Source organism: Sphingomonas sp. FW306-05-A, from assembly GCF_058782275.1.
The window spans coordinates 1937089-1963651 of sequence record NZ_JBYSXN010000001.1; the positions used below are offsets into that span (position 1 = coordinate 1937089).

At 62.4% G+C, this 26563-nt stretch carries 21 protein-coding genes; 7 read left to right on the forward strand and 14 right to left on the reverse strand.

Annotated elements, in window-relative coordinates; genetic code table 11:
• Positions 1–153: 153 nt before the first annotated feature.
• Together AC3WJR_RS08605 and AC3WJR_RS08610 are read right to left on the reverse strand one after the other, a co-directional pair.
• On the reverse strand, positions 154–1125 hold the full coding sequence (locus AC3WJR_RS08605) for a TylF/MycF/NovP-related O-methyltransferase (protein ID WP_492723980.1): 972 nt from the start codon (positions 1123–1125) through the stop codon (positions 154–156).
• 394 nt (positions 1126–1519) lie between these two features.
• Positions 1520–2296: an aldolase/citrate lyase family protein gene (locus tag AC3WJR_RS08610; RefSeq protein WP_492723982.1), complete on the reverse strand. Its 777-nt coding sequence runs from the start codon at positions 2294–2296 to the stop codon at positions 1520–1522.
• Positions 2297–2703: 407 nt separating this feature from the next.
• Here AC3WJR_RS08610 and AC3WJR_RS08615 point away from each other — a divergent pair, with 407 nt between their 5' ends.
• Entirely contained in the window at positions 2704–3396 is a 693-nt protein-coding gene (locus AC3WJR_RS08615; RefSeq protein WP_492723984.1) for a M23 family metallopeptidase, read from the forward strand.
• A 24-nt stretch (positions 3397–3420) separates the two neighbouring features.
• Here AC3WJR_RS08615 and rfbG read toward each other — a convergent pair whose 3' ends face one another.
• Positions 3421–4512: a CDP-glucose 4,6-dehydratase gene (gene rfbG, locus AC3WJR_RS08620; RefSeq protein ID WP_492723986.1), complete on the reverse strand. Its 1092-nt coding sequence runs from the start codon at positions 4510–4512 to the stop codon at positions 3421–3423.
• Entirely contained in the window at positions 4509–5282 is a 774-nt protein-coding gene (rfbF, locus tag AC3WJR_RS08625; protein ID WP_492723988.1) for a glucose-1-phosphate cytidylyltransferase, read from the reverse strand. The genes rfbG and rfbF overlap by 4 nt, the downstream gene beginning before the upstream one ends.
• 144 nt (positions 5283–5426) lie before the next feature.
• On the opposite strand from rfbF, the gene AC3WJR_RS08630 reads away from it, so the two are divergent.
• The gene (locus AC3WJR_RS08630; protein ID WP_492723990.1) at positions 5427–7055 is read left to right on the forward strand and encodes an ArnT family glycosyltransferase; all 1629 of its coding nucleotides are present in this window, start codon (positions 5427–5429) and stop codon (positions 7053–7055) included.
• An 829-nt stretch (positions 7056–7884) separates the two neighbouring features.
• Here the strand turns inward: AC3WJR_RS08630 and AC3WJR_RS08635 are convergent.
• The 8 genes from AC3WJR_RS08635 to AC3WJR_RS08670 form a co-directional block, all read right to left on the reverse strand.
• Complete coding sequence (locus AC3WJR_RS08635) at positions 7885–8511, reverse strand: TetR/AcrR family transcriptional regulator (RefSeq protein ID WP_492723992.1); 627 nt, start codon at positions 8509–8511, stop codon at positions 7885–7887.
• Positions 8495–8914 (reverse strand): hypothetical protein, encoded by a 420-nt coding sequence (locus AC3WJR_RS08640; RefSeq protein ID WP_492723994.1) that lies wholly within the window; start codon positions 8912–8914, stop codon positions 8495–8497. The genes AC3WJR_RS08635 and AC3WJR_RS08640 overlap by 17 nt, the downstream gene beginning before the upstream one ends.
• Positions 8887–9609 carry a hypothetical protein gene (locus tag AC3WJR_RS08645; protein WP_492723996.1) on the reverse strand — a complete coding sequence of 241 codons (723 nt, stop codon included), beginning with the start codon at positions 9607–9609 and terminating at the stop codon, positions 8887–8889. Before AC3WJR_RS08645 ends, AC3WJR_RS08640 begins: the two co-directional genes overlap by 28 nt.
• Positions 9606–10748 (reverse strand): DSD1 family PLP-dependent enzyme, encoded by a 1143-nt coding sequence (locus AC3WJR_RS08650; RefSeq protein ID WP_492723998.1) that lies wholly within the window; start codon positions 10746–10748, stop codon positions 9606–9608. The genes AC3WJR_RS08645 and AC3WJR_RS08650 overlap by 4 nt, the downstream gene beginning before the upstream one ends.
• Entirely contained in the window at positions 10748–12001 is a 1254-nt protein-coding gene (locus AC3WJR_RS08655; RefSeq protein ID WP_492724000.1) for a D-arabinono-1,4-lactone oxidase, read from the reverse strand. The genes AC3WJR_RS08650 and AC3WJR_RS08655 overlap by 1 nt, the downstream gene beginning before the upstream one ends.
• Positions 11998–13134: an SO2930 family diheme c-type cytochrome gene (locus AC3WJR_RS08660; protein WP_492724003.1), complete on the reverse strand. Its 1137-nt coding sequence runs from the start codon at positions 13132–13134 to the stop codon at positions 11998–12000. Before AC3WJR_RS08660 ends, AC3WJR_RS08655 begins: the two co-directional genes overlap by 4 nt.
• Before the next feature lie 182 nt (positions 13135–13316).
• Positions 13317–14549 carry a parallel beta-helix domain-containing protein gene (locus AC3WJR_RS08665; RefSeq protein WP_492724005.1) on the reverse strand — a complete coding sequence of 411 codons (1233 nt, stop codon included), beginning with the start codon at positions 14547–14549 and terminating at the stop codon, positions 13317–13319.
• 10 nt (positions 14550–14559) lie between these two features.
• On the reverse strand, positions 14560–16992 hold the full coding sequence (locus AC3WJR_RS08670) for a TonB-dependent receptor (RefSeq protein WP_492724006.1): 2433 nt from the start codon (positions 16990–16992) through the stop codon (positions 14560–14562).
• A 520-nt stretch (positions 16993–17512) separates the two neighbouring features.
• Between AC3WJR_RS08670 and AC3WJR_RS08675 the strand changes: the two genes are divergently transcribed.
• Positions 17513–20089 carry a sensor domain-containing phosphodiesterase gene (locus AC3WJR_RS08675; RefSeq protein ID WP_492724008.1) on the forward strand — a complete coding sequence of 859 codons (2577 nt, stop codon included), beginning with the start codon at positions 17513–17515 and terminating at the stop codon, positions 20087–20089.
• A 546-nt stretch (positions 20090–20635) separates the two neighbouring features.
• On the forward strand, positions 20636–21610 hold the full coding sequence (locus AC3WJR_RS08680; protein ID WP_492724010.1) for a glutathione S-transferase family protein: 975 nt from the start codon (positions 20636–20638) through the stop codon (positions 21608–21610).
• A 140-nt stretch (positions 21611–21750) separates the two neighbouring features.
• Here AC3WJR_RS08680 and AC3WJR_RS08685 read toward each other — a convergent pair whose 3' ends face one another.
• The gene (locus tag AC3WJR_RS08685; RefSeq protein ID WP_492724011.1) at positions 21751–22860 is read right to left on the reverse strand and encodes an aldo/keto reductase; all 1110 of its coding nucleotides are present in this window, start codon (positions 22858–22860) and stop codon (positions 21751–21753) included.
• Between the two features lie 97 nt (positions 22861–22957).
• On the opposite strand from AC3WJR_RS08685, the gene AC3WJR_RS08690 reads away from it, so the two are divergent.
• Together AC3WJR_RS08690 and AC3WJR_RS08695 are read left to right on the forward strand one after the other, a co-directional pair.
• Positions 22958–23854: a LysR family transcriptional regulator gene (locus tag AC3WJR_RS08690; RefSeq protein WP_492724012.1), complete on the forward strand. Its 897-nt coding sequence runs from the start codon at positions 22958–22960 to the stop codon at positions 23852–23854.
• A 444-nt stretch (positions 23855–24298) separates the two neighbouring features.
• Positions 24299–24607 carry a hypothetical protein gene (locus AC3WJR_RS08695; RefSeq protein ID WP_492724016.1) on the forward strand — a complete coding sequence of 103 codons (309 nt, stop codon included), beginning with the start codon at positions 24299–24301 and terminating at the stop codon, positions 24605–24607.
• A gap of 454 nt (positions 24608–25061) precedes the next feature.
• Here AC3WJR_RS08695 and bdcA read toward each other — a convergent pair whose 3' ends face one another.
• Positions 25062–25775 carry an SDR family oxidoreductase gene (bdcA, locus tag AC3WJR_RS08700; protein WP_492724019.1) on the reverse strand — a complete coding sequence of 238 codons (714 nt, stop codon included), beginning with the start codon at positions 25773–25775 and terminating at the stop codon, positions 25062–25064.
• Between the two features lie 76 nt (positions 25776–25851).
• Here bdcA and AC3WJR_RS08705 point away from each other — a divergent pair, with 76 nt between their 5' ends.
• Positions 25852–26442, forward strand: a complete 591-nt coding sequence (locus tag AC3WJR_RS08705; RefSeq protein WP_492724021.1) for a TetR/AcrR family transcriptional regulator — start codon at positions 25852–25854, stop codon at positions 26440–26442.
• Positions 26443–26563: the final 121 nt, after the last annotated feature.

Genomic DNA, 26563 nt, shown 5'->3' on the forward strand with positions numbered 1-26563 from the left:
GATCATATTACCGAGCTTTAACCCAATGCCGCGCTGGGCACTGGGGTTTTGCTTACGTCGACCGCGGATTGTGGGATCATCAGGCCCTGCCACTAATTCTACTGCTACGTCCGCCCGCACACTCAGCCGCACATCGATGTGAATGGCAATTGGCTATTTGGTAATAACTATCGACCCGGCAAAGTCGGGAAGTGGTACACAACATGCCTTTCGAGATGTCGTAAACTCTTCGACGGCCTTTCGGACACCGCGATAGCGACGGTTGTTGTAATCATGGACGAAAATGTACCCTCCCTGATTAAGACGATCGTAGAACCAGAATAGTCCAGCCAACATCGGCTCGTACAAATCCACATCAATGCTTACAAAGGCAAAGTTCTGCTCGATGTTTATCGCAGATTCTGGGAAATATCCTTGGCAGATCCGTACACAGTCCCGAAACGGCATCTTTTCGAGCACGGTTTCCACGCTCGTGTTCGAAAAGTCACCCAAGGAGGCTGATGAGAATTTGTTGCTCGTTTCCGAGGATAGGTCGTTCTCTGAAAAGCCCGTAAACGTATCGAAGAGGTACAGTGGACGGTCTGGAAACAGCGCATTGATAAGCTTCGCCTGGTCACCCTGATAAACACCAAGCTCGGCAACAGCGCCAGGAACATTCAGTTCAACAACTCGGCGTGCCGCAAGGCGGAAAGCCTGGTCCCTGACAAAATCCCTCGGTGATTCGCCTACAGGTTCAACAGCAGGCTCAACATCGAGATACATCGTCGCTAGCCCTACGGGAGGGATGCCTAATCCCAACTTCGTGTTCAGCAGTGATACGTCCCGGTTGGCCACTTCATGCAGTTTTTTGCTATAGCTGGGATAGTATGCAACAATCTTGGTATCGGGAATGCCATTGAAGATGAGGTTCTCCCGAATAGCATCGACAGCGCGACCGGCTATCACCACGAAGTCGAAGCTGCGTTGGGCAATGGCCTGGAGACTGATAACCTCATGACCGTCTATGAACGATCCTTGCTTGGATACGTCGTTATCGGCAATAGCAATTATAGCATGCTCTTCTGGAACGGAACTGAGAAAGTCCTTTGCCGCACTGCCTGCGCCGAATACGATTAAATTGCTCATCTGAACCTCCACAGTCTTTAAATAACCAAGGCTCTGCATTCGCGAATTACGGTGGTTCGCTGTCCCCAGTTGATCCGTTGTTCTCTCTGCGCGAAGATAATCGTACTCGACGCATGCCTTACTAGCGCGATTGGCGTTATCGAGTGCCGGATTAAGTTTCGGACCGACGCCGCGCCCGGTCCACAATCCTCGCTAGTCACGCGCCCCCCCCCACCCGCCGCAAGGTGGATGCGCGGCGACGCTGATATTGGATTCCACCAAGCGCCCAAAATCTCCAAGCGCGCTACGGTCACCCGCTCATGAGACGCGCTACGCCGCGTTGCCGACCGGCGCAGAGCCGCCTCAAGTGACGATTGGGACTACTATTTACCCTCGTCGGCTGTGAACAACGCCCTCAGACGGTCTCGAGCTGCGAAGCGCGCTGGCGTTTCTGCATCATTTCAATCCGCGGCTCGTCCTCTTTGGCGATCTGCATGTAGTAATCGCGCTTATTCTGGAGCCACATCAGCTCAAAATCGACTGCATTGGCGATCCCGGCAACGATCTTGTCGGTCTCGATCGCGGGGCCCTCGAAGATGATCTTGCGCGTCTCGAACCGGTCGAGACGCACCTTGCGAACCTCACGCAAGGCGTCGATCGCCTCGGCCGATACCGAACCGCCAACGACCAGCTCGAGATCGGCATCGCGGCATGCATGCGCGACGAGGAGCACTGCTTCGGTAATCGAACGCTCGTTGACCGCACCGCGCGGCATGCCGCGCGAGAGCGTGAAATCGACGCGTCCGAAGACGACTCCGTCGACATTGCCCTTGGCGAGCTCGACCATCTCGTCGAGATTCTGGAGCGTCGTCTGGGTTTCGAGATTGAACAGGAACTGGGTCCGCTGGTTCTCGGGACCGTGTACCTTGTCCTTTGCTTCGATATACTTGGATAGCGCGTAGCGGGTTTCCACCATGGGCGCGATCACATGGTCGATGCCATAAACCTTGGTTGACAGAAGATCGCTGACTGCTTCGCAACCGCCGATCTTGAGTGCGACCTTTACATCGGCACGCTGTGCGATTTCGAGCAGACGGTGAAACTCGTCCGGACGTGTACCTTCGGCCTCGAATTCAGCCTTTACGGCTACAACACCATAGCTGTCGCGACCTTTCTTGAGCACATCCAGCATCTTACGTTCTAAAGAGTTCACGGAAATATTACTCCCTGCCGATTTTCATTATTTCGCTGCTGGCAGTACAATCCATTAGCTGTTCTCACACGCTCCGCCAGTTGACTGATCAACTCTCAAAATTCAAGGTCTAAACTTGGTACGTAATAAAATTGACTGGTACCAACGTGTTGCGATCTTGCTGGCGCAGCGATGGTTGCGGTTGCCGGTACCGCCGCAGCGACCGCCCAGTCCCGCGGCTTTCGAACGACGTGGCGCTTGGGTCTGGCGGGCATATGATCGATTGCGATCGGTCTTGCGGCGGCGGGGGTTCCGTTGCGGATTGGCGTGGCGATCGCGGCTCCCCGGGGTGACAGGAATCGTTACGGTCCCTTACCGTTTCCCGGCAAGCGTGATACGGGCGGCGCATGATGTCATCCCTGATCGCCGTGATCACCGCCCTCGGGGTTTCGTCGGTGCCGCCCCTCGCTGGGGCGACGGTAGCAAAGGCCGAGCCGAGCCTCCCCCGGCCTGATGGGACTGCGCCACCCCAGGGGGGCGCGCTGCCATCGGGCGGTGCTGATTTCGATACGACGATGCTGCGCTGGTCGCATCCGGCGGCAGCATCGTTCCAGGAGCGACTCGAACTGCCCGTCACCGTAACGCACCTGTCCTCGCGCTTCGGCCTCCGCCGCGACCCGCTGCACGGCGACCTGCGCGCGCATAGGGGCATCGACATCCCGAACCCTGCCGGAACGCCCGTCCATGCTGCCGGCAGCGGCACGGTCACCTTTGCCGGATGGAGCCGTGGGTATGGCAACATGGTTCGGATCGATCACGGCGACGGCAACGAGACGCGCTATGCGCATCTGCGGTCGATCACCGTCACCCCCGGCGCGGTCGAGCAGGGGGCCGTCATCGGGAATGTCGGCTCCACCGGCCGCTCGACCGGCGCGCATCTACATTTCGAGGTGCGGCAGCGCGGTGCAGCGGTCGATCCGATGGCGCAGGATGGAGCGTTGCTTGCTCATGGTGAACGGGAGCCGCCCGTCCCGCTCCAGCTGCACTGGAGCGGGTACGATCCGGATGCGAGCGCGTTGCCGCAATCGCGTTTGCGCTGACGTGCGGACACCGCGCCCGCACCGTTACCGCTCGACCCGCGCCCGATAAGCAGCGATCTGGTCGAGCGTCGCCGCCCGTACGTCACCGCCCGCGCCGACCTGCTTGTGCCAGGTCACGATCCACTCCAGTGCTTCCTCGAGCCGTAGCACCGGCCGCCAGCCGAGCAGCGCCCGCGCCTTCGACGTGTCGAGCTTGAGCAACCCGGCCTCGTGCGGCACCGCGCCCGAGAAGGGCACCGACTCCGCGGCATCACCACCCCAGGCGGCGCGCATCGTCTCGACGATCCAACCGACCGGGCGCGCGTCCTCATCCGCCGGGCCGAAATTCCACGCATCGGCAAAGCCCGGCGCACGCGCCAGCATCCGCTCGGCGAGGAGCAGATAGCCGCTCAGTGCCTCGAGCACATGCTGCCATGGCCGCACCGACAAGGGCGCGCGGATCTCGGGCGCCAAGCCCTGTTCGAACGCCCGCACCAGATCGGGCACCAGCCGATCGAGCGACCAGTCGCCACCGCCGATCACATTGCCGGCCCGCACCGATGCCAGCGCCATCGGGTCCTCGCCCGCCGCGCCCGTCAGATGGTACGACCGGCGATAGGCCGCGATCGCCAGCTCGGCGCATCCCTTGCTGCTGCTGTAAGGATCATGCCCACCCATCGGATCGCTTTCGCGATAGGGCCAGATCCACTCGCGATTCTCATAGCATTTGTCGGTGGTGATGCAGACCAACGCCGCCACCCCACCAATCCGCCGCGCCGCATCCATCACATGCACCGTGCCGAGCACGTTGGTGGCGAAGGTCTCGACCGGCTGCGCGTAGGACAGCCGAACCAGTGGCTGCGCCGCGAGATGGAAGATCACTTCCGGCCGGACCTGGTCGATCACGCGCTCGACCGCCGCCAAGTCGCGAATATCGGCAATGTGGTGATCGACCAGATCGCCGATCCGCGCCGCCTCGAACAGGCTGGGATCGGTCGCCGGCGCCAGCGACAGGCCAGCAACCTCGGCCCCGAGCTGGTGCAGCCAGAGCGTCAACCAACCGCCCTTGAAGCCGGTATGGCCGGTGACGAGGACACGCCTTCCCTGCCAGCTGGTCGCCGCGCCTGCGCTGCTCACCAGACCTTCCACGGAGCCTCGTCGCGGCTCCACAGATCCTCGAGATAGATTTTGTCGCGCAAGGTATCCATTGGCTGCCAGAAGCCGTCATGGCGATAGGCCATGAGGTCGCCGGCGGTGGCGAGCGTCTCGAGCGGTTCTGCCTCCCACACCGTCTCGGACGAGGAAACGAGATCGAGCACGCTCGGGTCGGCGACGAAGAAGCCGCCGTTGACTCGCCCGCCGTCGCCAGCCGGCTTCTCCTTGAAGCCTGCGACACGGTCGCCGTCGAAGTCGATCGCGCCGAAACGTCCTGGCGGGCTGACCGCGGTGACGGTGGCACGGCGTCCGTGGCTGTTGTGGAAGGCGACCAGCCCGGCGATGTCGATGTCGCTCACGCCATCGCCATAGGTAAAGCAGAAGGGCTCATCGTCCTTCAGATGCGACCGCACCGCCGCGAGCCGGCCCCCCGTCATCGTCGTCGGGCCCGTATCGACCAGCGTGACGCGCCACGGTTCGCTCCGGGAACAGTGAACCTCCAGCGAGTTCTTGGACATGTCGACCGTCACGTCGGAGGTGTGGAGGAAGTAGTTCGCGAAGAACTCCTTGATGAGATATCCCTTGTAACCAAGGCAGATAACGAAGTCGGTGATCCCGCCGGCAGTGTAGATCTTCATGATGTGCCAAAGGATTGGCATTCCGCCGATCTCGACCATCGGCTTTGGCCGGACGGCGGTTTCTTCGCCCAGCCTGCTGCCGAGTCCGCCCGCCAAGATTACTGCCGTCGTCATATTGTTCCCCCCGCGGTGTCGCAGGAGGCGCTTCTATAAATAGACAAAGGCTAATGCTACTGCCAATCGCCTGTAATGAAGATGATGATTCAATCAATAATAGGGTCAGTGCGACCATGGCGTATCTTGGTGCTTGTAGCTATTATGGCAACTGCCTTCGCTATGCGTCTGCGCGGACTGGATTTTGGTCTTCCGGCGTTGCTTGATCCGGACGAGCCGATCTTCGTGCTGATCGCCCTGAAGCTGCTCAAGGAGCATACGTTAAACCCCGGGTGGTTCGGCCACCCGGGTACGACCACGATCTACTCGCTCGCACTGGTCGAGGCCGGCATCGTACTGGTCGGAACATTGACCGGGCGTTTTCCCGACACGAATGCCTTCGCTAAGGCACTTTTTCACGATCCCGCGGTTGCTTTTCTCCCTGGCCGTGTCGTCATACTGATCAGCGGCCTGACCGTTATTCTTCTGGCGTATCAACTAGCCCGACGGTTGTTCGATACGCGGGTCGCCCTGCTGACTGCGGCGCTGCTGGCGATCGATCCGATCCACATCCGTTATTCGCAGATCATCCGCACCGATATGCAGTCGACCATCTTCATCCTGTTGGCCTTGCTTGCAGCGATGCGGATCGTCGAGCGCGGGTCGCTGCGCGCCTATCTTATTGCGGGCATGTGGGTCGGGATCGCCTGTGCCACCAAATGGCCCGCGGGAACGGTGGCGGCGGGTGTCGTGGGCGCAGCGCTGCTTCGGATCCGGCTCTATCCGAGCGAATACCGCTTGGCGCTGCGCAGGCTCGGCTGCTGTGCGCTCATGGCCGTCGCAAGTTGCGTGATCGTGTCACCTTACCTGGTTCTGGACTACGCGACCGTGATTTCGAACCTGCAGGGTGAAGGTCGAGCGGTTCATGTCGGTGCGACCGGCAACGGACTCCTGGCAAATATGGGCTGGTATCTGGGCAATCCGCTGACCAATGCGCTAGGAATTGGCGGCTTGGCGCTCGCTGCGGCCGGGCTCGTCGCGGGCGCGCGGCGCCAGCCGATCTTCGGCTACGTCGTCGGAAGCACGATCGGCGTATTCTTCGTCTCGATCACCGTCCAGAACCTGATTTGGGAGCGTTGGGTGGTGCCGCTCCTTCCGCTGCTGACGATCGCACTCGCCTACGCCACGGTTTCTTTTGTTGATAAGGTCCGAAAGCATTTTCCGCTGTTCAAGCTTCCGGCCGCAATCGCGATCACGCTCCTTGTCGCCGTACCGCCATTGCGTGTTGCCAACGCCCAGGCGGTCGAACGCGCCGTCGACACGCGTCGTCTCGCCACGGCCTGGGCCATGCAGCATATTCCACCGGGCAACACCGTCGCGATCGAATATCTAGCCTTTGACGCGTTGTCCGCGCCATGGCGCTTCCTGTATCCGGGCGGCAATCGCGGATGTTTCGACCCACGCACCTTTGTGACGCGGCAGATAACCGTCTCCACCGTCGGCTCGTGGCATTCGTCACGACCTATCGTCGATTTTGCTGACATAGAAGCGGACCGCACGGCAAGTTGTCGCGCTGACTATTTGATTTTTGCCAATTACGACCGCTATGTTGCCGAAAGCGCGCGTTTTCCGACCGAGATTGCCAACTATCGCCGCATCGCAGCGGGAGGGCATCTGGTCGCGGTCTTCACGCCTCACCCCGGGAGCGTCGGTGGGCCGATCGTACGGATCATCCGCTTGCCGGCCTGTCGCGCTCAAACGACGCGCTCGAACGAGCCCCGCTGCCACTCCTGACAGGGGATGAATTTCGGGAACAGAGCAACCGAGCCACCTCCCAACTACGCTCGGAAAGCTAATACAGAGCGTCACGATCTATCGTGGGGGGAGCCCACCCCTGCGGCGGACGTCGTGGCAACAGTTGTTAAGCTCGGCACGGGCGCCATAGACGACAACGCCGCTCGTAAGGACAGCTTTGCCGTTTAGCGTTTGCATGCGGGGACCCAATTTGACCCCTGTAGTTTGCCCCCTGTAGAACGTGTTTTCGGCTCATCGTCAGTTTCGGCTGTAACATCGCGTTGACACAATTTCGGCCTTTTGCAACTGGCCCGACAGCTCTCTCAAACCGAGCTTACGCTCGGATGAGCTGATCATCGATGCTCGTGAACACCCTTGACCGTTCTCGCTCGAGGCAGCAGCGCGAGAAATTGTACGACTGGCTTAACCGGCACCACTGTCGTCATACGCTTCAATTGCCGAACGCACCATCGATCGTATGCATCGCCCTCGTTACGAAGCTTGCCTCTGGTCCCGCCCGCCAAGCGACAATTTCCGAAACTTCCTTCAAACAGTTCCTGCCGCTGCCTAGTCGGCATCTACCCGGTGGTTAATTAATGCTACCAATTGTTCTAATGTACTCACCGGAACCTTTCCGGTCAATTAAACTTAGTCCCAAGAAGCGGTGGCATCTTTGCTTGACAGCGATCCCGCAGTTCTTGGACCAATCTTATTTACGAAACGGCGTGGCCAATTTGTTTAAATATCTCCATCCGTAAGGTTACACCGCACTGCATGCAACCGTTCGCTCACGCCCGTTTCTTGCGTCGCTTGCGCGTTTTGCGTAGGCTCAATAACTGAGATCCATCCGAAGCAAAGCCGCGACGTGCTTGAACGCGCGTTCGGGGGCGATGTGATCCTCTTCCTGCAACATTTCATCGACAGCAAAACCAACCTCCTCCGCCAGACGGAGGCGTTGCCATAAATCGGCTCGATCTACGTGCGGCAGGTGCCGTGCATAGGCCGCGACGAGTTGATCGGTGACGTAACGGTGCGATTCGAGGCGGACATGGACCAGCTGCGGCGTGGCATGCAGCGCGCGGAGGATCCAGACTGCGCCCGGCTCGGACTGCGTCACCGCCGCGGTTTCGCGCTGCAATTCCTCGATCCCGTCGCGCAACGCGTCCACGCCGTGCTCGACATGGCGCGCGACCCAGTGTTCGAGCACGATGTTCTTGCGTGCCATCAGACGCCGCCCAAGTGCCTCCAGCACCGCATATTTGCCGTCGAAATAACGATACAGCGCGGGCGGCGTCAGTTCGGCGCGGGCGCAAATCATGTTGGTCGAGATGCGGCCGATCCCGACTTCGTCCAGTAGCGCGCCCGCGACGTCGAGCGCTCGTAGGTCAGATGGGCGCGTTCCCGCTTGGGCTTGGAGCGCTTGGAGATAGCCGGGGTCGTCATGCGCCGACGCCATGGCGCGGCGAGCCCGCGCCCAACAGGGCCAACACCGCGGCAACGAGGCAAATCGTACCGAACGGCAGCACCGACGCGACGTTGCTGTCGGCGACCAGGGCGCTGGCGAGCAGCGGACCGAGGCTCGATCCCGTCAATTGCGCGCCCCCAATCAACACCGCTGCCCGACGGGTCGGATCGGCGGCGATGACAAGCGAAACTTGGAACGGCAGCGCGAACAGCCACAGGAAGCCGAACATGGCGATCGCCACGACGAACAGGCCGGATGGTGCTTCCGCCATAACCGCGAGCAGGCCGAGATTGAGCAGCCCCACGCATAGGATCGTCACGCGGGGCGGCAGACGCCCCGCCAGCACCGTCGCAGCGCCAGCGCCGATCACCTGCATCGCCAGCGAGAGCGGCACGATGAGACGTATGATCGGTGCCAGCACGCCGCGCTGACGCGCAAGCGGCTCGACATAGACCCAGATCGCAACGATGAACGCGAGGTAAAGCAGGACGCCGGCCACGCGAGCAGCCCGCGCCCGTGCGGCAACGTGTCGCCAGCGTCTCCGGCGCTCGCCGCGTGCGCATCGGGCATCCACCGCACCGCGAGGACCCCTGCGAGCGTCACCGCCCCGAGCGTGGCGAACCCGCCACCGCTGCTCGCCGCAAACAATCCGATGAAGCTGGCCAGCGCGCATTGCGCGAGCGTTTGCAGCGCAAGATACAGTCCCGACCAGCGCTCCGGCCGAGCGGTGCCGACGATGAAGCCGATCGCGATCCAGATCAGCACGCCCTCCCCCACACCGGCGGCGATGCGGGCGACGAAAATGCCGCCACCGCCGCACGGCGGCGTGGCGAGATCCAGCAGCCCGGTTGCCAGCAGCGCGCACAGCGCGATCGTGCGCAACCGGTTCGCTGGCAGCACAAAGCTCGCCGCCGCCGCCGCTATCCCCATCGCGAGTAGCTCGACCGTGGCGAGGCCGCCCAGCGCCGCGACCGACAGACGACCTTCCAGCGCCAGCGCGCCGAGCAGTTGTGGCTGCAATCCCGCGATCAGCACGCCGATCACGCCGACGACCAGGATGGCCGCGACGTGACCGGCGCGGGGCGTCACCGTGCGCGCCCGCGCGCGCTGACCGGCCAGATCTCGACCAGCGTTCCGCCCTGCACGACATGGTAATGGTCGTAGAGGTTCACCGTCGGGTCGCAATGCGGCACGGTCAGGCTTACCGCATCGCCGGGACGCAGCGCCTTGCCGATCCCCGGCGCGATCAGCGCGGCGTGTTCGTCGCCCATGAACACGAACATCGCGTCCGTCGCTGCGCCGCTGCGGACGTGCGCCGCGCCGCCGTCGGTCGACAGCGATTTGAAGCCGGCGTCGATCGTCACCAGCGCGTCGTGATTGGCGCTGACCACGCGCGCATCGACGGCGAGCGACGGTGCAAACGGAGTCGTACCGTCTCCGATCAAGTCGCAATCGAGATATTGCTTGTCCATGAAGACGTAGGACCCGACCTGAAGCTCGGTAAAGACACCAAGGTCGAGGTCGATGCGGTGCGTACCGGTGCCGGAGCCCGTCACGATTTCGGGTGGGTAGCCGGTATCGGTCAGCGCAGCGATGACGCTCAACAGATAGGCGGTGCGCTCGACGATCGCGGTGCGACGCGCGGCATAGGCCTCGATATGCTGCTGCATCCCGCAATAACATTGCACGCCGCGGAGCGTGATGTTGTCGCACCCGGCAATCGTCTCGGCGAGCGCGACCGCTGCCTCGGGCGACGCGACGCCGGTGCGCCGAATGCCGGGATCGACGTCGATCACCACGTCGAGCGTCGTGCCTGCTTCGGCCAGCGCTTGCTGAGTCCGCGCGACCCCGCCGGGATCATCGACCGCCACCATCAGCCCCGCGCTGCGCCCGGCCAGCGCCGCCAGCCGTTCGATCGCCGCTGGTGCCGCCACCGGCGAGGTAATCAGCAACCCGTCGATGCCGCCATCCGCGAACACCTCCGCCTCGCCGATCTTGGCACAGCACAGGCCGACCGCGCCGCGCGCGATCTGGCGTCGCGCGATATCGACGCTCTTGTGCGTCTTGCCGTGCGGTCTGAGCGCGACGCCGTGCGCCGCGGCAAGTTCTTGCATCGCCGCGATATTGGCATCGAGCTGATCGCGGTCGAGCACCAGCACCGGCGTGTTAAGCGCGGCGCGCGCCCCTTGCTGACCGATCAGATGCTGATGCAGCTTGAGGTCATCCATCAGGAAAACAGCTCCGCCAAATGGGGGTTGAGGAATTTGCCCGACGGATCGGCGGCGCGTCGCACGGCGCGGTAGCGCTCCGCCATCGGGTAGAGCGCGTCGACATCCGCGCGCGCGAGCGTGTGGCGCTTGGCCCAATGCGGCCGTCCGCCGCCTCCACGAAAGATCACCTCGGCATCGGCGAACAGCGCACGCCACGGCATCCTGGCATATTGATGCATCGAAATCGCCGCGACCGGGCCAGCGTTCATCGGGCTCATCCAGATATCGTCGGGTGCGACGACACGGAATTCGAACGGGAACGACACGGGCAACCGCTTGCGGCGGATCCAGCCGACCACCTCCTCCAGCACCTCCAGCCCGACCGCGCGGGGCATTTCATATTCCATTTCCTCGAACGGAATCGTGCGATCCGATGGGAAGATCGCGTGAGCCGGCCCGCGCCGGTGGCCGTCCATATTGGTCTTCATCATCAGCCGCTGGAGCGTCGGGATCAGCGGCGGCACCCACGCCCCCAGATTGAGCACGCGGCGGAACGTGGCCTCGTCCACATCGCTGGTCGATTTGGGCGGATCGCACGGGTCGGTCAGCTCAAGCGTCTTCAGGATCACGCTGTCAGCATGCGGGAACAACCAGAATTCGACGTGGCGCTGCTGCGTCACCAGCGCATCATAGCGTTCGCGGATTTCCCCCCACGGCTTCTTCTCGATCCGTTCGGACAGATGAAAGGCCGGCACCACGTCCACGACGATTTCGGTCGCGATGCCGAACATGCCGAGCGACAGGCGATGCGCTTCGAACAGATCGGGATTAGTCGCGGCATCGCACCAGACCGCCTCGCCATCCGCCCCAATGAGCCGGAAACCGCGCGCGAAGGTCGACAAACTGCCAAGATCGCGCCCGGTGCCGTGCGTGCCCGTCGCCATCGCGCCCGCAAGCGATTGCGGATTGACGTCGCCCTGGTTGGCGAGCGCGAGGCCTTGATCGAACAACGCAGCGGTCAGCCGCTTGATGCTCCATCCCGCCGGGATGCGGGCGGTGCGGCGGTCGGGCGCGACGGTCATCGCGCCCGCCATATCCTCCAGGCTGACGATGATGCCGCTGGAAGCGCACAGCGGCATGAACGAATGTCCCGCCCCGACCGCGCGGACGCTTGTCGCCGCGCGGATCGCCTTGCCGAGATCCGCCTCGCTGGTCGGGCGCAAGACCGGCGCGGTGCTGCGGACACTGCCCGACCAATTCGACCAGCTCATCGCGCCGTACCGCGCTTGGGCCCGTCAACCGCGTTACACGCCCCCTTCATCATCGCGATGTAGCGCGTGATGAGGGCAATTCCTTCGCCATGCGCCAGATCACGGCCGAGCTCGGGCATCATCTCGCCCGGATCGGTACTGGCGAGCCGGTAGGTCAGGATCGAGCGATCGGGCTGCCCCGGCACGACATCGAAGGGACGATCCCCCGTGCCGCGCCCGGCGGCGACCGGGGGCTTGCACGTGCCGAGCATCCGCGGGTCGACGGTTTTCGTATCGAGCCACAGGCCCGAAGTTCGCGCCGCGCCAACACGGTTGTGGCAATGGCTGCAATTGATGTCGAGATAGGCGCGGGCTTGCCCGATCGTGCCGGCCTTCTCGTCCTGCCACTTTGCATTGCCGGGCGGCACCTGGCCCGGCACGCCGGTGAGGTAGCCCAGCGCCACCAACCGGCGGAGCTGGTTGATCTCACCACCCTCGCCCGCAAAGGTCCGGTCGAGGTGGCGCGCCTTGAGCCCGATCGGGTTGATCGCGCGCGTGCGGAAATCCTGGGCATGGCAGCCGGCGCACTGGTTCTGGTTGGGCACCGTGTAGCTGAACGCATCCGGGCGCGCGCCGTCGACAAGGGTCAGCGGTACGTCGGCACCGGTACGCTCGAGCGTCGCATCGCTGCCATCGGCGTTCCAGACATAGGGCAAGGCGACCCAACCGCTGGTGCGCTTCACCAGCAGCCGCGTTTCGATCAGCCGGACATGGCTGAGGTTGAGCCCAGACACCCCGGTCTGATAGGTGGCGGGCGTGACCTTGAGAACTTCACCACTGGTTTGCGGTGCGGCTGCGTCGACCGGGGTCGAATAGTAAAACGTCTTGGTGATGATCGTGCCGACCGGAAAATCGAACCAATTTTCCGGATCGTATGTGGCATGGACCCCTTTGGGCATCCAGATAGTCCGCCACTTCTGCGCATAGTCGCTGAACAACGGTGTGTTGAGCTCGTACGTGACCATCCCGTCGTGCGGTGCCAGCCGTCCCGCAGTGCGCGTGAACAGCCCCCAGTCGGAAAGATTCGCCGGATTCTCGTCGGGGTGGAACGTCACCCCGCGCGGCGCGCCACCGCATCCCGCGAGCAGCAGCACGAGCAGGATGAGGATAGCAACGCCGATCCACCTCCAAAGCGCTTCCCCGGCGAAGGCCGGGGCCCAGTCGCGGAACGCTAGAAAGGCAGCATTGCGCCCGGCCTCATCAACCTTTCCGACTGGGCCCCGGCCTTCGCCGGAGAAGCGCGAAAGGGAAAGGGGGTACTCGAACACGATCTGCGTCACGGCTTGCCACTGTCCTTCGTCATCGCTGGCGGGAGTGCGATTTCGGGGAGACGGCTGGCAGGCGCGCAATCGACCGCGGGATCGATCCGCGCATTGGCGAACTTGCCCGGCCCGTCGACATTCAGCAGTTTCGCGGTGCCGTTGCGCACGCAAATCCCGGAGGATCGAAGCTTGGGATTGACGAAGCCGTCCCACAGCACATCGGGCAAGCGTCCCCCGGCAAGCGCCTTCATCGGGACGAAGCGACCGCCGGGATCGTCACCACCGCCCGAGAAGCGGTTGTCGGTGACGAAGATGTTCTCCGGGTACGGATCATAGGCCGCCGCGATCCCGCTCTTGGTGTCGAAGCCGGTCGAGAAGTAGCTCGAGATGATGACGTTGGCGGTCTTGTTGTCTTTCACGTCATTGTCGAAAATCTCGACCTCGTCGTTCGAATTGACAATCACCCCCGATCCCGGCGGGACCGAGCTGACCGCGCTCCCTTTCGCGCCGAAATTGGCGTGATTGTTGGCGACGACGGTGTTCCGATAGACCCGCGTCTTGCTGCCCGGGACCGGCAGGTTGGGCATGTTGAACACGAGAATACCGCCGGTATTGCCTGTCGCGGTGTTGCCATAAACGTCGGCATGGCTCGAATTTTCGATTTCAATTCCCGCGACATTGCCCTCGGCGCGGTTGTTGCGGACGATGATAGTGTTCGACTGGCCGACATAGATGCCGGCGTCCGACGCGCCCTTCACCACCGAATCCTCGATCAGCACGTTGGTGACTTGCACCGGGTAAAGACCATAGGCACCGTTGCTGCTCTTCGAGCCACCGCTCCACGACGCGCGCACGCGGCGCATCACCGCATTTTTGGTGCCGTTGATCTTGAGCGCGTCGCCCTTGCTGTCCTCGAACGCCAAATCTTGGATCGTGAAATCGTCGCCAGTGACGAGCATCCCCTCGGCACCCGATGTTGCCTTGGCGAAGGACAGGATGGTCTTGTCCATCCCCGCGCCCTTTACCGTCACGCCATTGGCGGTGAGGCTGAGACTGCGGCGCAGCGCATATTTGCCCGCTGGAATCGTCACCACGTCACCGGGCTTCGCGTCGATCAGCTTGCCTTGCAGCGTCTTTTCGAAATCAGGGTCGATCACGAAGCCCTGCGCATCAGTCCTGGGCCCGGCACAACCGGCGAGCAGTGCCAGGCTTACCGTGCCCCCCAGCGCCAGGAGTTTCCTGTGCATCTTTCTCTCCTCAAAAGCGGAAGCCCAATTCGACACCGTAGAAGCCCGGCCGCTCCGCCCGGACATACGGTGTCTGAAAGATGTCGGCCGAGATCGTGTTGAGTGTGCGGTAATATCTCTTGTCGAGCAGGTTCTCGGCATAAGCCGAAATCGTCACATGGTTGCCGGGCAAGCGCCAGCCGACCCGCGCGTTGATGATGTCGCGCGCCGAGCGGAGCGCGCCGAGCTTGGAGAAATCGACGAATGGCGCGATCGCCGTATCGATCGCGCGCGTCGCATCGTTGATCCGCTGTTTCGAAGTGTAGCTGTAGCTCGCATCGGCCAAGAGGCTGCCCACGCCGAAGTCATGCTTGTAATGCGCGCTGGCGATGCCGCGGAAGCTTGGCTCGCCCGTCGGCTGCCGGGCAATATTCACGCCTTGCTCGACGCGCGTGACCCACGTGGAGTCGATTGCACCGGCGGTAAAGCTGACCGTCCAATCGCGCGAGACGACGAACTGGGTCTCGAGATCGGCACCATATGCCTGCGAATCCCCAGATCGTGTGATATATTGCGGCAGCGCGCCGCCGGCGTTTTCCAGACTGATCGACTGGCGGTTGCGGTATTTGAAATAATAGCCCGAAAGGTTGAACCGGACTCGCCGATCGAAGAGCTCGGACTTGAAGCCGCCCTCGAAATTCCACACCCGTTCGGGGGCGAAGAACGAATTGATCTCGGTCGAATTGTAGCCGCCGGCCTTGTAGCCGTGCGATGCTGAAGCATAGAGGTGCAGGTCGGCGTTGAGGTCGTATTGCCCGACGAAGCGCGGCGACACGTCGTTGAAGCTCTCGCGCCGCGTGAAGGGCACCCCTTCCAGTGCGCCGACATCGAAGATCAAGCCGCTCGCGCCGACCGTCGCGCGGAAGAAGTCAGCCGCGCTGATCGATGCAGCGTCGGGAAAGGGCGATATGCCCAGGACTGCATCGGTGATGGCATTGTACAGTGCGCCCGGCGCGGTCAGCGTCTCCAAACCGGATGCGTCGAACCCGCCGTTGGTCCAGGTAAACTTCTTCAGATCGCGGGTGTAACGGATGCCCGCGGTCAGGCTCAGTCGATCTGTGACCTTGTAGGTCGCATCCGCGAACGCCGCCAAGGAATCGTTTGCGGCGCGGTTGTCCATGTCCTCCCGGAAGGGCTGGCCAAACACCGGCAAGCCGCCGAAGGCGTCGAGGATCGTGAAGACCGGAAAACCGGCCACCTGGTCGAGCAGGCGATCGACCGAATCGCTCAGCAAGGTCGCCGCACTGGTCTGCCGCCCGCGCTCGCGAAAATAGCTCCCGCCGACGATCGCGCTCAGCCGATCATTGTCGAAGCCGACGCGCAACTCTTGGTACAGGCTGCTGTTCTTTTCGATATTCTCCGTGTCGAAATAGCGTGTCGGGTCGGCGGTGCCGTCCTCATCCTCGCGATTGTGCGTTTCGAAATGCTTGAACGAACTGATGCTGGTCAAGGTGAGCGAACCGGTGCGGTGCGTCGCGGTGAACGAAACCGCGTTGAGCAACCGCGTTTCCTTGTCGTCGATCACGTCATTCGTGTACGGACCGCGCGGATTTGTACTGAGCGCGTTGTCGCTGATACCAATCGCGAACGGGCTGTCCTTGGCGGTGTCATCATGATCGTAAGCGAGCACGAAATCGGTGGCGTCGCTCGGCGCCCAGCGTAAGGCGGCACGCCCCGATGCGTTGTTCTCGCGCTCGCGCCGCCGGCCGGTCAGTGCGTCCCTGAGATAGCCTTCGCGGTCATTGGCGACGCCGTTCAGGCGCAGGAAGAGCGTTTCGGTGAGCGGCAGATTGAGCGTCGCATCGCCGCGGATTTTCTTGAAGTTGCCGACTTGCACCGTGCCGCTCAGCGACCGCGTATCGTTCGGCTTGTTGGTGATGATCAAGATCGCCCCGGCCGAAGTGTTGCGACCGAACAACGTGCCTTGCGGCCCCTTCAGGACTTCGACCCGGGCGACGTCGTTGAAGAAGATCAGCGACGACCCCGATCGCCCCGAATAAATGCCGTCGATGAAGATCCCGACCGAGGGATCGGTGCCGATCCCGAAATCGTCGGTCGCCACGCCGCGCACCGTGAAGCTGGGCTGCGTGACCGACGTATCGTTGATCGTGAGACCAGGCGTGAAGGTGTCGAGGTCGCCGATCGATTCTGCGGTCAACGCGGCGATATTGTCCGCGGTGAAGGCGGTAACGCTGATCGGCACCTTCTGCAGCGATTGCTCGCGGCGCTGCGCGGTGACGACGATATCCGGCAGCCTTTCACTGTCGGATCGATCGTCGGATGCCGGGTCGGCAGCGGTTTGCCCGCGCGGCGCTGCGGGATCGACTACTGTCTGTGCCGCAGCCGGATGGACGCAAACCATTGCCAGCCCAGCGCAAAGCGTCGCGTATTGCTTCATACTCATGCTCCCCAACATGGTATCGATACGCAACTCTATTACGAACTATAGCGTACGCTATATTCTGACGAAGTAAACATGAGGAAAGTAACAGATTGCTACTTACCTCACATGCGAAGCTTTTTCATTGCCTTCCCTTCATGCGAACTGATCGTATCGCATGAAGGAACTTATATACGGGTATCGATGCTTGGACCCGTACATGGGCGTTCAGGACGCCCTGCCGCACTGGCCAACTGTCAACGGTCATTTCCGTCGGTTCATTGGGGTCGGACGGACAGCAGGCGAAGGCAAAACGACCAGAAGTAAGACTCGGCCGTTATCCCTTGCTCGCTACTGCAATGACGGGTTTAGGTCGGAGCAGACGCTAGGCTTTGGATGGACAGATCGATTGACCTACGTCTTATCGATGGCGGAATACCTGATCCCAAGCCAAATTGCTTACTGAGCCTGCGCAAACAACACTCTACTGGACGCGACGATCCCGTTAAGGCGCTGCTAACGTTCTACTTTTAATAGATACACGATGACCTTTGCCAGCTCCCTGAGCGACGCGTCCGAAGCGGCGCGCCTGACCGCGCTCTGGAGCATGGCGATTCTCGATACGCCCGCGCAACGCGACTTCGATGAGGTCACGCGCTTGGCAGCACTCGCGCTGGGCGGCGAAAGCGCTGCAGTCAGCCTCGTCGATGACCGTCGCGCCTGGTTCAAATCCAGCGTTTGCATGCCAGCAACGGAGGCACCGCGGGAACATGCCTTCTGTACTCTGGCGCTGGACGGCATTGAACCGGTCGTCATTCTCGATACACACGCCGACCCACGATGCGTCGGGAACCCGCTCACGCTTGGGCCCGACGGCTACCGGTTCTATGCGGGGGCCCCCATCATTACCCGCGACGGACATTGTCTGGGAACGCTATGTGTTCTCGATCGGCAGCCTCGCGACGAGGTTCCGTCCAATCAACTCAGGGCACTAGTGGATCTCGCCGGGATCGTAGTGGGGCTGATCGAAGCCAGACGGTATCGTCAGATCGGAGAGGTCGCCACGCAGATCGTGGACGTCACTTCAGATGCCATTCTCTGCGTCGATGGCGGCGGCACCATCACGTTCTGGAACAGCGCCGCCGAGCAGATGTTCGGCTATTCCTGCGTGCAAGCGATCGGCCGTACGCTCGACATCATTCTTCCCCCGATCCATGCGGACGCCCATCATCGTGGCTTCTCGCGAGCTTCCGCGGGTGGACGGACCACCTTGGTCGGAAAGTCGGTCGAGTTGACCGCCAAGCGCTCCGACGGTTCGGAATTCCCGATCGAACTGTCGTTGGCGCGCTGGGGGTCCTCCGAAGGCGGGTATAATTTTGCGGGGATTATCCGGGACGCTTCCGCTCGCAAGATGCTCGAGCGGGAACGGGAGCAGGCGAAGGCGTTTCTGGATACGGTTGTCGATCACCTTCCCGCCATGCTGTTCGTCAAGGACGCGGACACGAGGCAGTATCTGCTGGTCAATCGCGCCGGTGAGGAGCTGACCGGCTGTTCCAGGCACGATATCATCGGGAAGACCGATCCTGAGCTGTTTGCGCATGGCGCAACCTATGAGCGGCGCGATGATGCCGCGGTCGCAGGCGAAGGTCTGTATGTGTCTGAAAGCGATTTTGTCCGACCCGGCAACACCACTGTAACGCTGCGCACCAAACGGCTCGTTGTCGACGGCCCCAGCCGCCCGCGCGAATATATCGTCGGCATGTCCGAGGATGTGACCGAAACTCGCAAGGCGCAGGCCGAGGTCCAGCGTCTGGCACATTACGACTCGTTGAGCGGTCTGCGCAACCGCGCTTCGTTCGTCGACGAGTTGGACCGGCTCATTGCCGACCAAACGCCTTTCGCGCTCGTCAGCATCGATCTCGACCGGTTCAAGGCCGTGAACGATCAATTCGGCCATCTTGCCGGTGACGCGGTGCTGGCGCAGATCGGCGATCGGCTGCGCGCGGTCGCAACGGCCACAACGATCCAGGCGCGTGTTGGCGGAGATGAGTTCGCGGTCATTGTCGCCGGCGCGGCACCCGGAGAGCAGGCACGTCAGCTTGCGGCAACGATCGCGATCACGCTGGCATCCCCGATTGTCACCCACTGGGCAACCGTCCAGCTGGGAAGCAGTGTCGGCATCGCGCTGTTTCCTGAGGACGCGACGACGACCGAAGAATTACGCCAGCATGCCGACCTTGCCTTGTATCGGGCAAAACAGCAGGGCCGCGGGATCGTATGCTTCTTCAGCGCGGAAATGGACCGGGCGACGCAGGATCGACGGGAGCTGGAGCGGGATTTGTCCGTTGCGCTCGACCAGCACGCCATCACCCTTGCCTACCAGCCCGTCTTTTCAGCAGATACCGGGCAGTTCACGAGTGCCGAGGCATTGGCCCGCTGGCATCATCCGGTGCGCGGACCGATCCCACCGGACGTGTTCATCTCGATTGCGGAGGAAAGCGGGCTGATCGGGCAATTGGGAACGCGGATCCTATGCCTGGCCTGCGAGGAAGCGATGACGTGGCCGCACCATATCAAGGTCGCTGTCAATATATCCCCTATGCAGATCCACGCAGGAGACCTTTGCCAGGTTGTTCGCCACGTCTTAGACAGTACCGGCCTTGATCCGGAACGTCTTCAGCTGGAAGTAACTGAAGGACTTTTCCTACGCGACGTCGACCACACATTCCGCGAGCTTGCGCAACTGCGCGCTCTTGGGATTCAGATCCTCATGGATGATTTCGGCGTCGGCTACTCGTCCCTCAGCTATTTCGAGCGGTTCCGGTTCGACAAGGTGAAGATAGACCAAAGCTTCGTGCGGCAAATGCTCTCGTCGCAAGCGTCATCTGCGATCATCCAAGCCGTTGTCGGGCTTGGTCGAAAGCTCGGTATGGGCGTGGTAGCGGAAGGGGTCGAGACCGCCGAGCAGATGTCAGCCCTCATGGAAGGCGGATGCACGCATTTGCAAGGCTATCTGTTGAGCAAGCCGCTTCGAAGCGATGAGATCAAGGCATACTTTACGAACGACGATCGACGTTTGGCGCATGCTTCCCTGCAAGGTCTGCAGGCGGAGGCGGCATAGTTCCGCCGTCCCGTAAGTGGCTTAGGTATTGTCAACCAGGAGCATGGTCTCAACCTGAACTTCGTACCACGGCTGTTGCAGGCGTTCGGTCGTGCCGAGTTCAGCGAGATCAGGGAAACGACCGATCGAAGGCATTCTCTCTGATTAGGCCGCGTTGCTCGTAAACAGATCCTTACTTCAATCCGGAAGCGAAGGCCCCTCTCCCGTCTTGAACGTATCGCGACAGCCATTCGAGGGCGCCCGGCGATGTATGGACGATGACGTCACCATCAACATAAGCAGAATTCGCCACAACGATTATTGAAGGAAAGTCCACGCGGAAACCGATCGCGTGGATCGCTATCGCCACGTTGACGAGCCTGTACCCGCCTTCGCTGGCACCGCGCGTATCTCCGGTTCGAGCCATTCGCCGGATCGACGTCAGCGGCGCAGCCTGACGCGGTCGCCAACTGCATCGCATGGGACGAAAAGAGCCCCCGGTTGTTGGTGACGGGCAAGCCGTAGCCGCCCCTGTTTGCGGTCAGGTTACCTAAACGGAGACAGAATATGGGTAGAATGATCGAGGGTGCCTGGCACGCGGGCAAGGTGACGGAAGACAGCAAAGGCGGCGCGTTCGAGCGGCAGGATGCGGGCTTTCGTGACTGGCTCACCCCGGCGGGCGACCCCGGCCCCGACGGCCAGCCCGGCCGTCCGGCGACGCCCGGCCGCTATCACCTCTATGTCAGCTATGCTTGCCCCTGGGCGCACCGGACGTTGATCGTCCGCGCGCTGTACGGTCTGGAGGAGGCGATCGGCGTTTCCGTGGTCGATCCCGTCATGCTGGAGAATGGCTGGACCTTCGGCACCGACCACGGCGGGAGCGGCGATCCGCTGCACGGTTCCGAATGCCTGTGGCAGCTCTACGCCCGCGCACGGCCAGACTATTCGGGCAAAGTCACGGTCCCCGTCCTGTGGGACCGCGAGACCGACACGATCGTGTCTAACGAGTCAGCCGAGATCATCCGGATGCTCACCGCGTTTGGCGGACAGGGGCCGGATCTCTATCCCGCGGTTCATCGCGCCGCGATCGACCGGGTCAACGAGCGCATCTACGATACGGTCAACAACGGCGTCTACAAAGCCGGGTTCGCCACCACGCAGGATGCGTATGAAGCCGCGGTCCGCCCGCTGTTCGGATCGCTGGAATGGCTGGAGGAGATGCTATCGGGCAGCGACTGGCTCGTGGGCGATGCAATGACCGAGGCGGACATCCGCCTCTTCACGACGCTGGTCCGCTTCGACGCGGTCTATTACGGGCATTTCAAGTGCAACGTCCGCCGCATTGCGGACTATCCCGAGCTGGAGGCTTATCTCGAGCGGATGCTGGCCGATCCCCGCATCGCCGCAACCGTGCATCTGGACCACATCAAGACGCATTATTACGCCAGCCACCGCGACCTCAACCCGTGCGGTGTCGTGCCGGTGGGCCCTGACCTGCCCTGGGCGCATCGCACCGCGGGGGGCGACCAGCACCTCACGTGACGCACCCTGCGGCGTACCGGAATTTGCCCCCAAGGGGTCGGTTTGCCGGCGAGCAGGAAGCCCTCGTTTGGCGGCCGATTATATATTGAAGCGCTGGCAGTGGGGGATCCTCGCTACCCCACCGCCGTCCCCTGGCCGCCTCAAGCGATCCCTGGTGTCCACGGGTCGATCGACTGACCGCCGAAGATCTGGGCCCGGGGCAGTCGGAAGATGAAATACGGGTTGAGCATCGGCGGCGCGCCAGCAGCATCGAGGCGCGCCTGCTGATCCGCGGTGAAGACAATGTCGAGGGCGGCAAGATTCTCGCGCAATTGCTCCGGCCGGCTCGCGCCGACCAGAACCGATGCAACACCGGCCCGTGCCACGACCCAAGCCAAGGCGACCTGCGCCATTGATCGCCCGATTTCAGTCGATACCGATCGCAAGGCATCCACCACATCGAAGTTCTTGTCGGTGAACAGCATTCCGCCAAAGGGATTGTCGCCGTTCAGACGGTCATTGTTGCCGCTGCCCGTCGCTTCGCCGCCGCGGTTGGGAAGACTCCCCGCCGGGCCGGCATCCGCGATCTTCTCGCGCCCATATTTGCCGGTCAGCAGGCCTGCCGCCAACGGACTCCAGGCGACCATCCCCAGTCCGAGCGCCTGTCCCGCAGGCACCACATCGAGTTCGACCCCGCGATCGATCAGCGAGTAGGAATATTGCAAGCCGATGGGCTCGGGCAGGCCGTGCGCGCGGGCCAGAGTCGCGATCTGCGCGACGTACCACGCGGGCGCATTGGAGAAGCCGTAATACAGGATGTCCCCGCGCCGTACCGCATCGGTCAGCGCGCGCAGCACTTCTTCGGGCGGGGTCGTGCGATCCCACACATGCGTCCAATACATGTCGATGTAGTCCGTGCCGAGCCGACGCAGCGAGCCCTCGATTCCGTCACGGATGTTGCGCGCGGAATTGCCCCCAGCCAGCGGATTGCCCGCGGTTCGCGGAAAGCCCGATTTGGTCGCGATCACCATCCGGTCGCGGTTTCCCCGCTCCGCAATGAATCGCCCTAGCATCTGTTCGCTTTCCCCGCCGGAGTAGATATCCGCGGTATCCGCAAAATTGCCGCCAGCCTCGACATAAGCATCGAAGATCGATCGTGCGGTCGCTTCGTCGGCACCCCATCGTCCGGCGCCGAAGGTCATCGTGCCGAGCGCGAGCGGGCTGACCGTCAAGCCGGAGCGTCCGAGTGTGCGATAGGTCGTGAGGGTCATTGCTGTAACTCCTAGGAAAGTCGCATCGGAGACTACATGGTGGCGGCGAACGGATAAGCCGTCATTCGCGGCAAGGCTTTGTGAAGGAAATGCAACAATGAAGCGTGGCGACCTTGACGACCTCGCTGCCTTTGCTGCGGTCGCACGCGCGCGCAGCTTCACCCGTGCCGCGGCAGAACTGGGCCTTTCGCCCTCGGCGCTCAGCCACGCGATGCGTAGCCTGGAGGAACGCCTCGGGGTTCGGCTGCTGGCACGAACGACGCGCAGTGTTGCCCCCACTGCGGCGGGAGAACGCCTGCTGCGATCGCTCGACCCGGCGCTTGCCGAGCTTGCGCGAGGCCTGTCCGAATTGGCCGACTGGCGCGGCGTACCGTCCGGTGCGATCCGGCTGACCACCTTCGGCTACGCCGCGCGGACCATACTCGCGCCGGTTTTGCCGCGCTTCCTGCGCGACCATCCTGAGATTTCGGTCGAGGTCATCGTCGAAGACCGGCTGGTGGACGTCGTGGCCGGGGGTTTCGACGCGGGTATCCGGTTGGGGGAGACGGTCGATCGGGACATGGTAGCGGTGGCGGTCGGACCTGCGTTGCGCACCTTGGTTGTCGGCACCCCCGATTATTTCGCGACCCGTCCCCTGCCCGCGGTTCCAGCCGATCTCGAGGGACACAATTGCATCAACTATCGGCTTCTCGGTGGCGGGGGGTTGCTCCCGTGGGAGTTCGAACACGATGGTCGGGACATCAAGTTTCGTCCACGCGGGCAATTGATCGTCAACGACGAGCAGCTGGCGGCTGCAGCGGTCCGAGCCGGTGCAGGCCTGGGTTATATGCTGGACCACGATGTCGCGGCGGAGATTGCGGACGGCAGGCTGATACAGGTACTCGATGCCTGGTGCCCGAGCTTTCCCGGTTGCTATCTCTACTACCCGAGCCGGCAGGTCACGCCTGCGCTGCGGGTGCTGATCGACAGGCTACGTTGGGCGCCTGCTGCATAGATGATGCCGTCGTCCCCCGGCATGGCTTGTGTGCATCACGACAGAAAGCCTTAACGCGTCGTCGGCGCGGCTATCGGCAGGTCGGCCAGACCGGCCGCCTCGTGATCGGCGCACGCGCGCGCAACCTTGCTCTCCTTCAATTCGCTGCCGATCGGATGCCCTCACTATTACCCCGTAGCACCCCGGGCAGGCAGATCGACGACATGCCCATCGACGTTCCAAACGCAAAGATTCCAACCGTTTTGCGGACACGCGCGATCGCGTAGGGGAACCGGCCATATTCGGACGAGACCGCAAGGAAAATGTTGGCCCGTTCGCGATGGGCGCGCGATGGTCGGCGCGCGAGGTGGTTGGCGCTGTGTCGGTATCGTTGCGCCCGGACTGTTTGCTTGGCCCGTTGACCGAAAGAGGCTGGCGCGTGCCGCGACCGTAGAACAGCCTGATATGCTGCGGGAAGGTGAAGTCGCACCCGACCGATGCGGGCAGGATCTGCTGCGCAGCGGGGACATTGTCCTGAAAACCCTGATAGCGGATCGAGTTGAGATAACGTGTCTGCGTGGAAGACACATTCACCAGCGCGCCGATCTCGCCAATCCCGGTCTGCCAACGGTCGCTGATCAGCAAGCTGCCGATCGGGTCCAGCTTCGACGATTCCGCGTTGTGGACACCGCGCGCGGCGCACGCGAGTTCGAAGCCCTTGAAGTAGAACGGACGGCGCAGGCCGACGTCGATCAGGTCGGCGCCCCCCTTTAAGTTTGTCGGCAGTCGTCGCCGTGTAGACCTTGACGCACGACAATGCCTGCGCCGGGAAATCCTGGATCGAGACCGAGCGACCATCAACGGTAGAGATGTCGCGCCCCTGCACCGTCGTCTGCTCGTTGGGCAGGCTGCGGATTAACACGCCGTTTGCCTCATTACGCGTTCATGGGAGCACCATACCGCTACCCGTAGAACGCCAAAAAGAGAAGATAAAAGCCCTTCCGGCTTTAGTTTCCTTACCGACAAATACCGAAATTACGAAGAAGCTACCGACTTTGCTGATCCAATAACGGCCATCCAAGCCGCCTTAACCGTCTCCAGAAACGGGACCTTCGTGAACTCGCGTTTATCGTCAATTGCTGATGATGACGCACGACTGCTCCCGTTAGCGGTCGCAACGGGAGCGATGGCCCGACCAACCTTGGCCGCGCCATTCGCGTCATCGGATTCAAGCGCCGAAAGCGCCGTCGATCGTATGCATTGCACCGGTTACGAAGCCCGCCTCCGGCCCCGCCAACCAGGCGACCATGCCCGCGACTTCCTCAGGCCGTCCGTGGCGCTTGATCGCCATGAAGCTATGCAGCAGATCCTTTATCGGACCGTCTTCGGGGTTGGCATCGGTGTCGATCGGCCCGGGTTGAACGATGTTGATCGTGATGCCACGCGGCCCGAAATCGCGCGCGAGCCCCCGCGCCATCCCTTGCAGCGCCGACTTGCTCAACGCGTAGGACGCCATGCCTGGAATCGGCATCCGATCGCCGTTGACCGAACCGATGACGATAATCCGCCCACCGTCGGGCATCTGCCGTGCCGCTTCGACAGAGGCATGGTAGGGCGCGTGGACGTTCACCCGAAATAGCCGGTCTATCTCGTCCGGGTCCTGATCGAGCGCATCGCCGAAGATGGCGAACCCGGAATTTACGATCAGGACGTCGAGCGGCCCACTCTCGCGCACCCGTGCGATGACCGCATCGCGGTCGGCGCTGTCGGTCTGCACCGCGATGCTGCCAGTGTCGGCGGCAAGCTGCTCGGCGGAGGCTCGCGACCCCGCGTAGGTGAAGATCACGGATGCGCCTTCGGCGGCGAAGCGCCGGACAACCGCTGCGCCGATTCCACGACTGCCGCCAAGGACTAGAACGGATTTGCCTTGAAACGAAGCCATGACCTGCATCCTTGAGATTTAATGTAGTGCGAGCTACATAAAAACCCGATCGGGCACGTCAAGGTATTTTGTAATAGTGACTACAGATAAATCTCGCACAAGGGGCCGGCCTCGGCGCTTCGATCCCGAGGAAGCCGTTGGTATCGCGCAGCAGCTTTTTCACGCCCGTGGCTATGACGCGGTCAGCGTCTCGGACGTCACAACCGCGCTGGGGATCAATCCCCCCAGCTTCTACGCCGCCTTTGGCAGCAAGGCCGGTCTCTATGCCCGCGTGCTCGACCGCTATAGTGCGACCAGCGCCATTCCCCTCGCCAAGCTGCTGCGGGACGACCTTCCCGTGGGCGACTGTCTCGCAGCGGTGCTAGAGGAGGCCGCCCGCTATTATGCCGCTGACCCGCTTGCGAGCGGTTGCATGGTGGTGGAGGGCACCCGCTCGAACGATCGCGACGCGCGCGACGCCGCCTGTGCGCTCAGCCTTGCGGCCGAAGCCGTGCTTCACGACTATATCGCAGCCCGCCATCCAGCGGATGCCGGGCGTCTGACCGACTTCGTCAGCACGACCATGTCAGGACTGTCCGCCAAGGCGCGCAACGGGCACACGCTGGATCAACTGCTCGCAACGGTGCATCTCGCGAGCTTGGCTTTGACGCAGACCCTTCCCAGCTGAAATTGCTCTAGCGATCTCGTTTGACGCTGAGATGAACCGAAACCAGATCGGCTAAGCCATCCCGTAGCAGAGTTTGGACGAAAGCCTCCCCGCCACACTCACGCGACGGCCGCCGTGCGCG

What these genes read in the sequence shown, in the direction of transcription:
- AC3WJR_RS08615 (WP_492723984.1), top strand. Translation starts at nt 2,704, where the DNA reads ATGATGTCATCCCTGATCGCCGTGATCACCGCCCTCGGGGTTTCGTCG.
- AC3WJR_RS08685 (WP_492724011.1), bottom strand. Translation starts at nt 22,860, where the DNA reads ATGACCCTCACGACCTATCGCACACTCGGACGCTCCGGCTTGACGGTC.
- AC3WJR_RS08655 (WP_492724000.1), bottom strand. Translation starts at nt 12,001, where the DNA reads ATGAGCTGGTCGAATTGGTCGGGCAGTGTCCGCAGCACCGCGCCGGTC.
- AC3WJR_RS08670 (WP_492724006.1), bottom strand. Translation starts at nt 16,992, where the DNA reads ATGAGTATGAAGCAATACGCGACGCTTTGCGCTGGGCTGGCAATGGTT.
- AC3WJR_RS08675 (WP_492724008.1), top strand. Translation starts at nt 17,513, where the DNA reads ATGACCTTTGCCAGCTCCCTGAGCGACGCGTCCGAAGCGGCGCGCCTG.
- AC3WJR_RS08605 (WP_492723980.1), bottom strand. Translation starts at nt 1,125, where the DNA reads ATGAGCAATTTAATCGTATTCGGCGCAGGCAGTGCGGCAAAGGACTTT.
- AC3WJR_RS08635 (WP_492723992.1), bottom strand. Translation starts at nt 8,511, where the DNA reads ATGGCGTCGGCGCATGACGACCCCGGCTATCTCCAAGCGCTCCAAGCC.
- AC3WJR_RS08665 (WP_492724005.1), bottom strand. Translation starts at nt 14,549, where the DNA reads ATGCACAGGAAACTCCTGGCGCTGGGGGGCACGGTAAGCCTGGCACTG.
- AC3WJR_RS08610 (WP_492723982.1), bottom strand. Translation starts at nt 2,296, where the DNA reads ATGCTGGATGTGCTCAAGAAAGGTCGCGACAGCTATGGTGTTGTAGCC.
- AC3WJR_RS08690 (WP_492724012.1), top strand. Translation starts at nt 22,958, where the DNA reads ATGAAGCGTGGCGACCTTGACGACCTCGCTGCCTTTGCTGCGGTCGCA.
- AC3WJR_RS08650 (WP_492723998.1), bottom strand. Translation starts at nt 10,748, where the DNA reads ATGGATGACCTCAAGCTGCATCAGCATCTGATCGGTCAGCAAGGGGCG.
- bdcA (WP_492724019.1), bottom strand. Translation starts at nt 25,775, where the DNA reads ATGGCTTCGTTTCAAGGCAAATCCGTTCTAGTCCTTGGCGGCAGTCGT.
- AC3WJR_RS08630 (WP_492723990.1), top strand. Translation starts at nt 5,427, where the DNA reads ATGGCAACTGCCTTCGCTATGCGTCTGCGCGGACTGGATTTTGGTCTT.
- AC3WJR_RS08680 (WP_492724010.1), top strand. Translation starts at nt 20,636, where the DNA reads ATGGGTAGAATGATCGAGGGTGCCTGGCACGCGGGCAAGGTGACGGAA.
- rfbF (WP_492723988.1), bottom strand. Translation starts at nt 5,282, where the DNA reads ATGACGACGGCAGTAATCTTGGCGGGCGGACTCGGCAGCAGGCTGGGC.
- AC3WJR_RS08695 (WP_492724016.1), top strand. Translation starts at nt 24,299, where the DNA reads ATGCTGCGGGAAGGTGAAGTCGCACCCGACCGATGCGGGCAGGATCTG.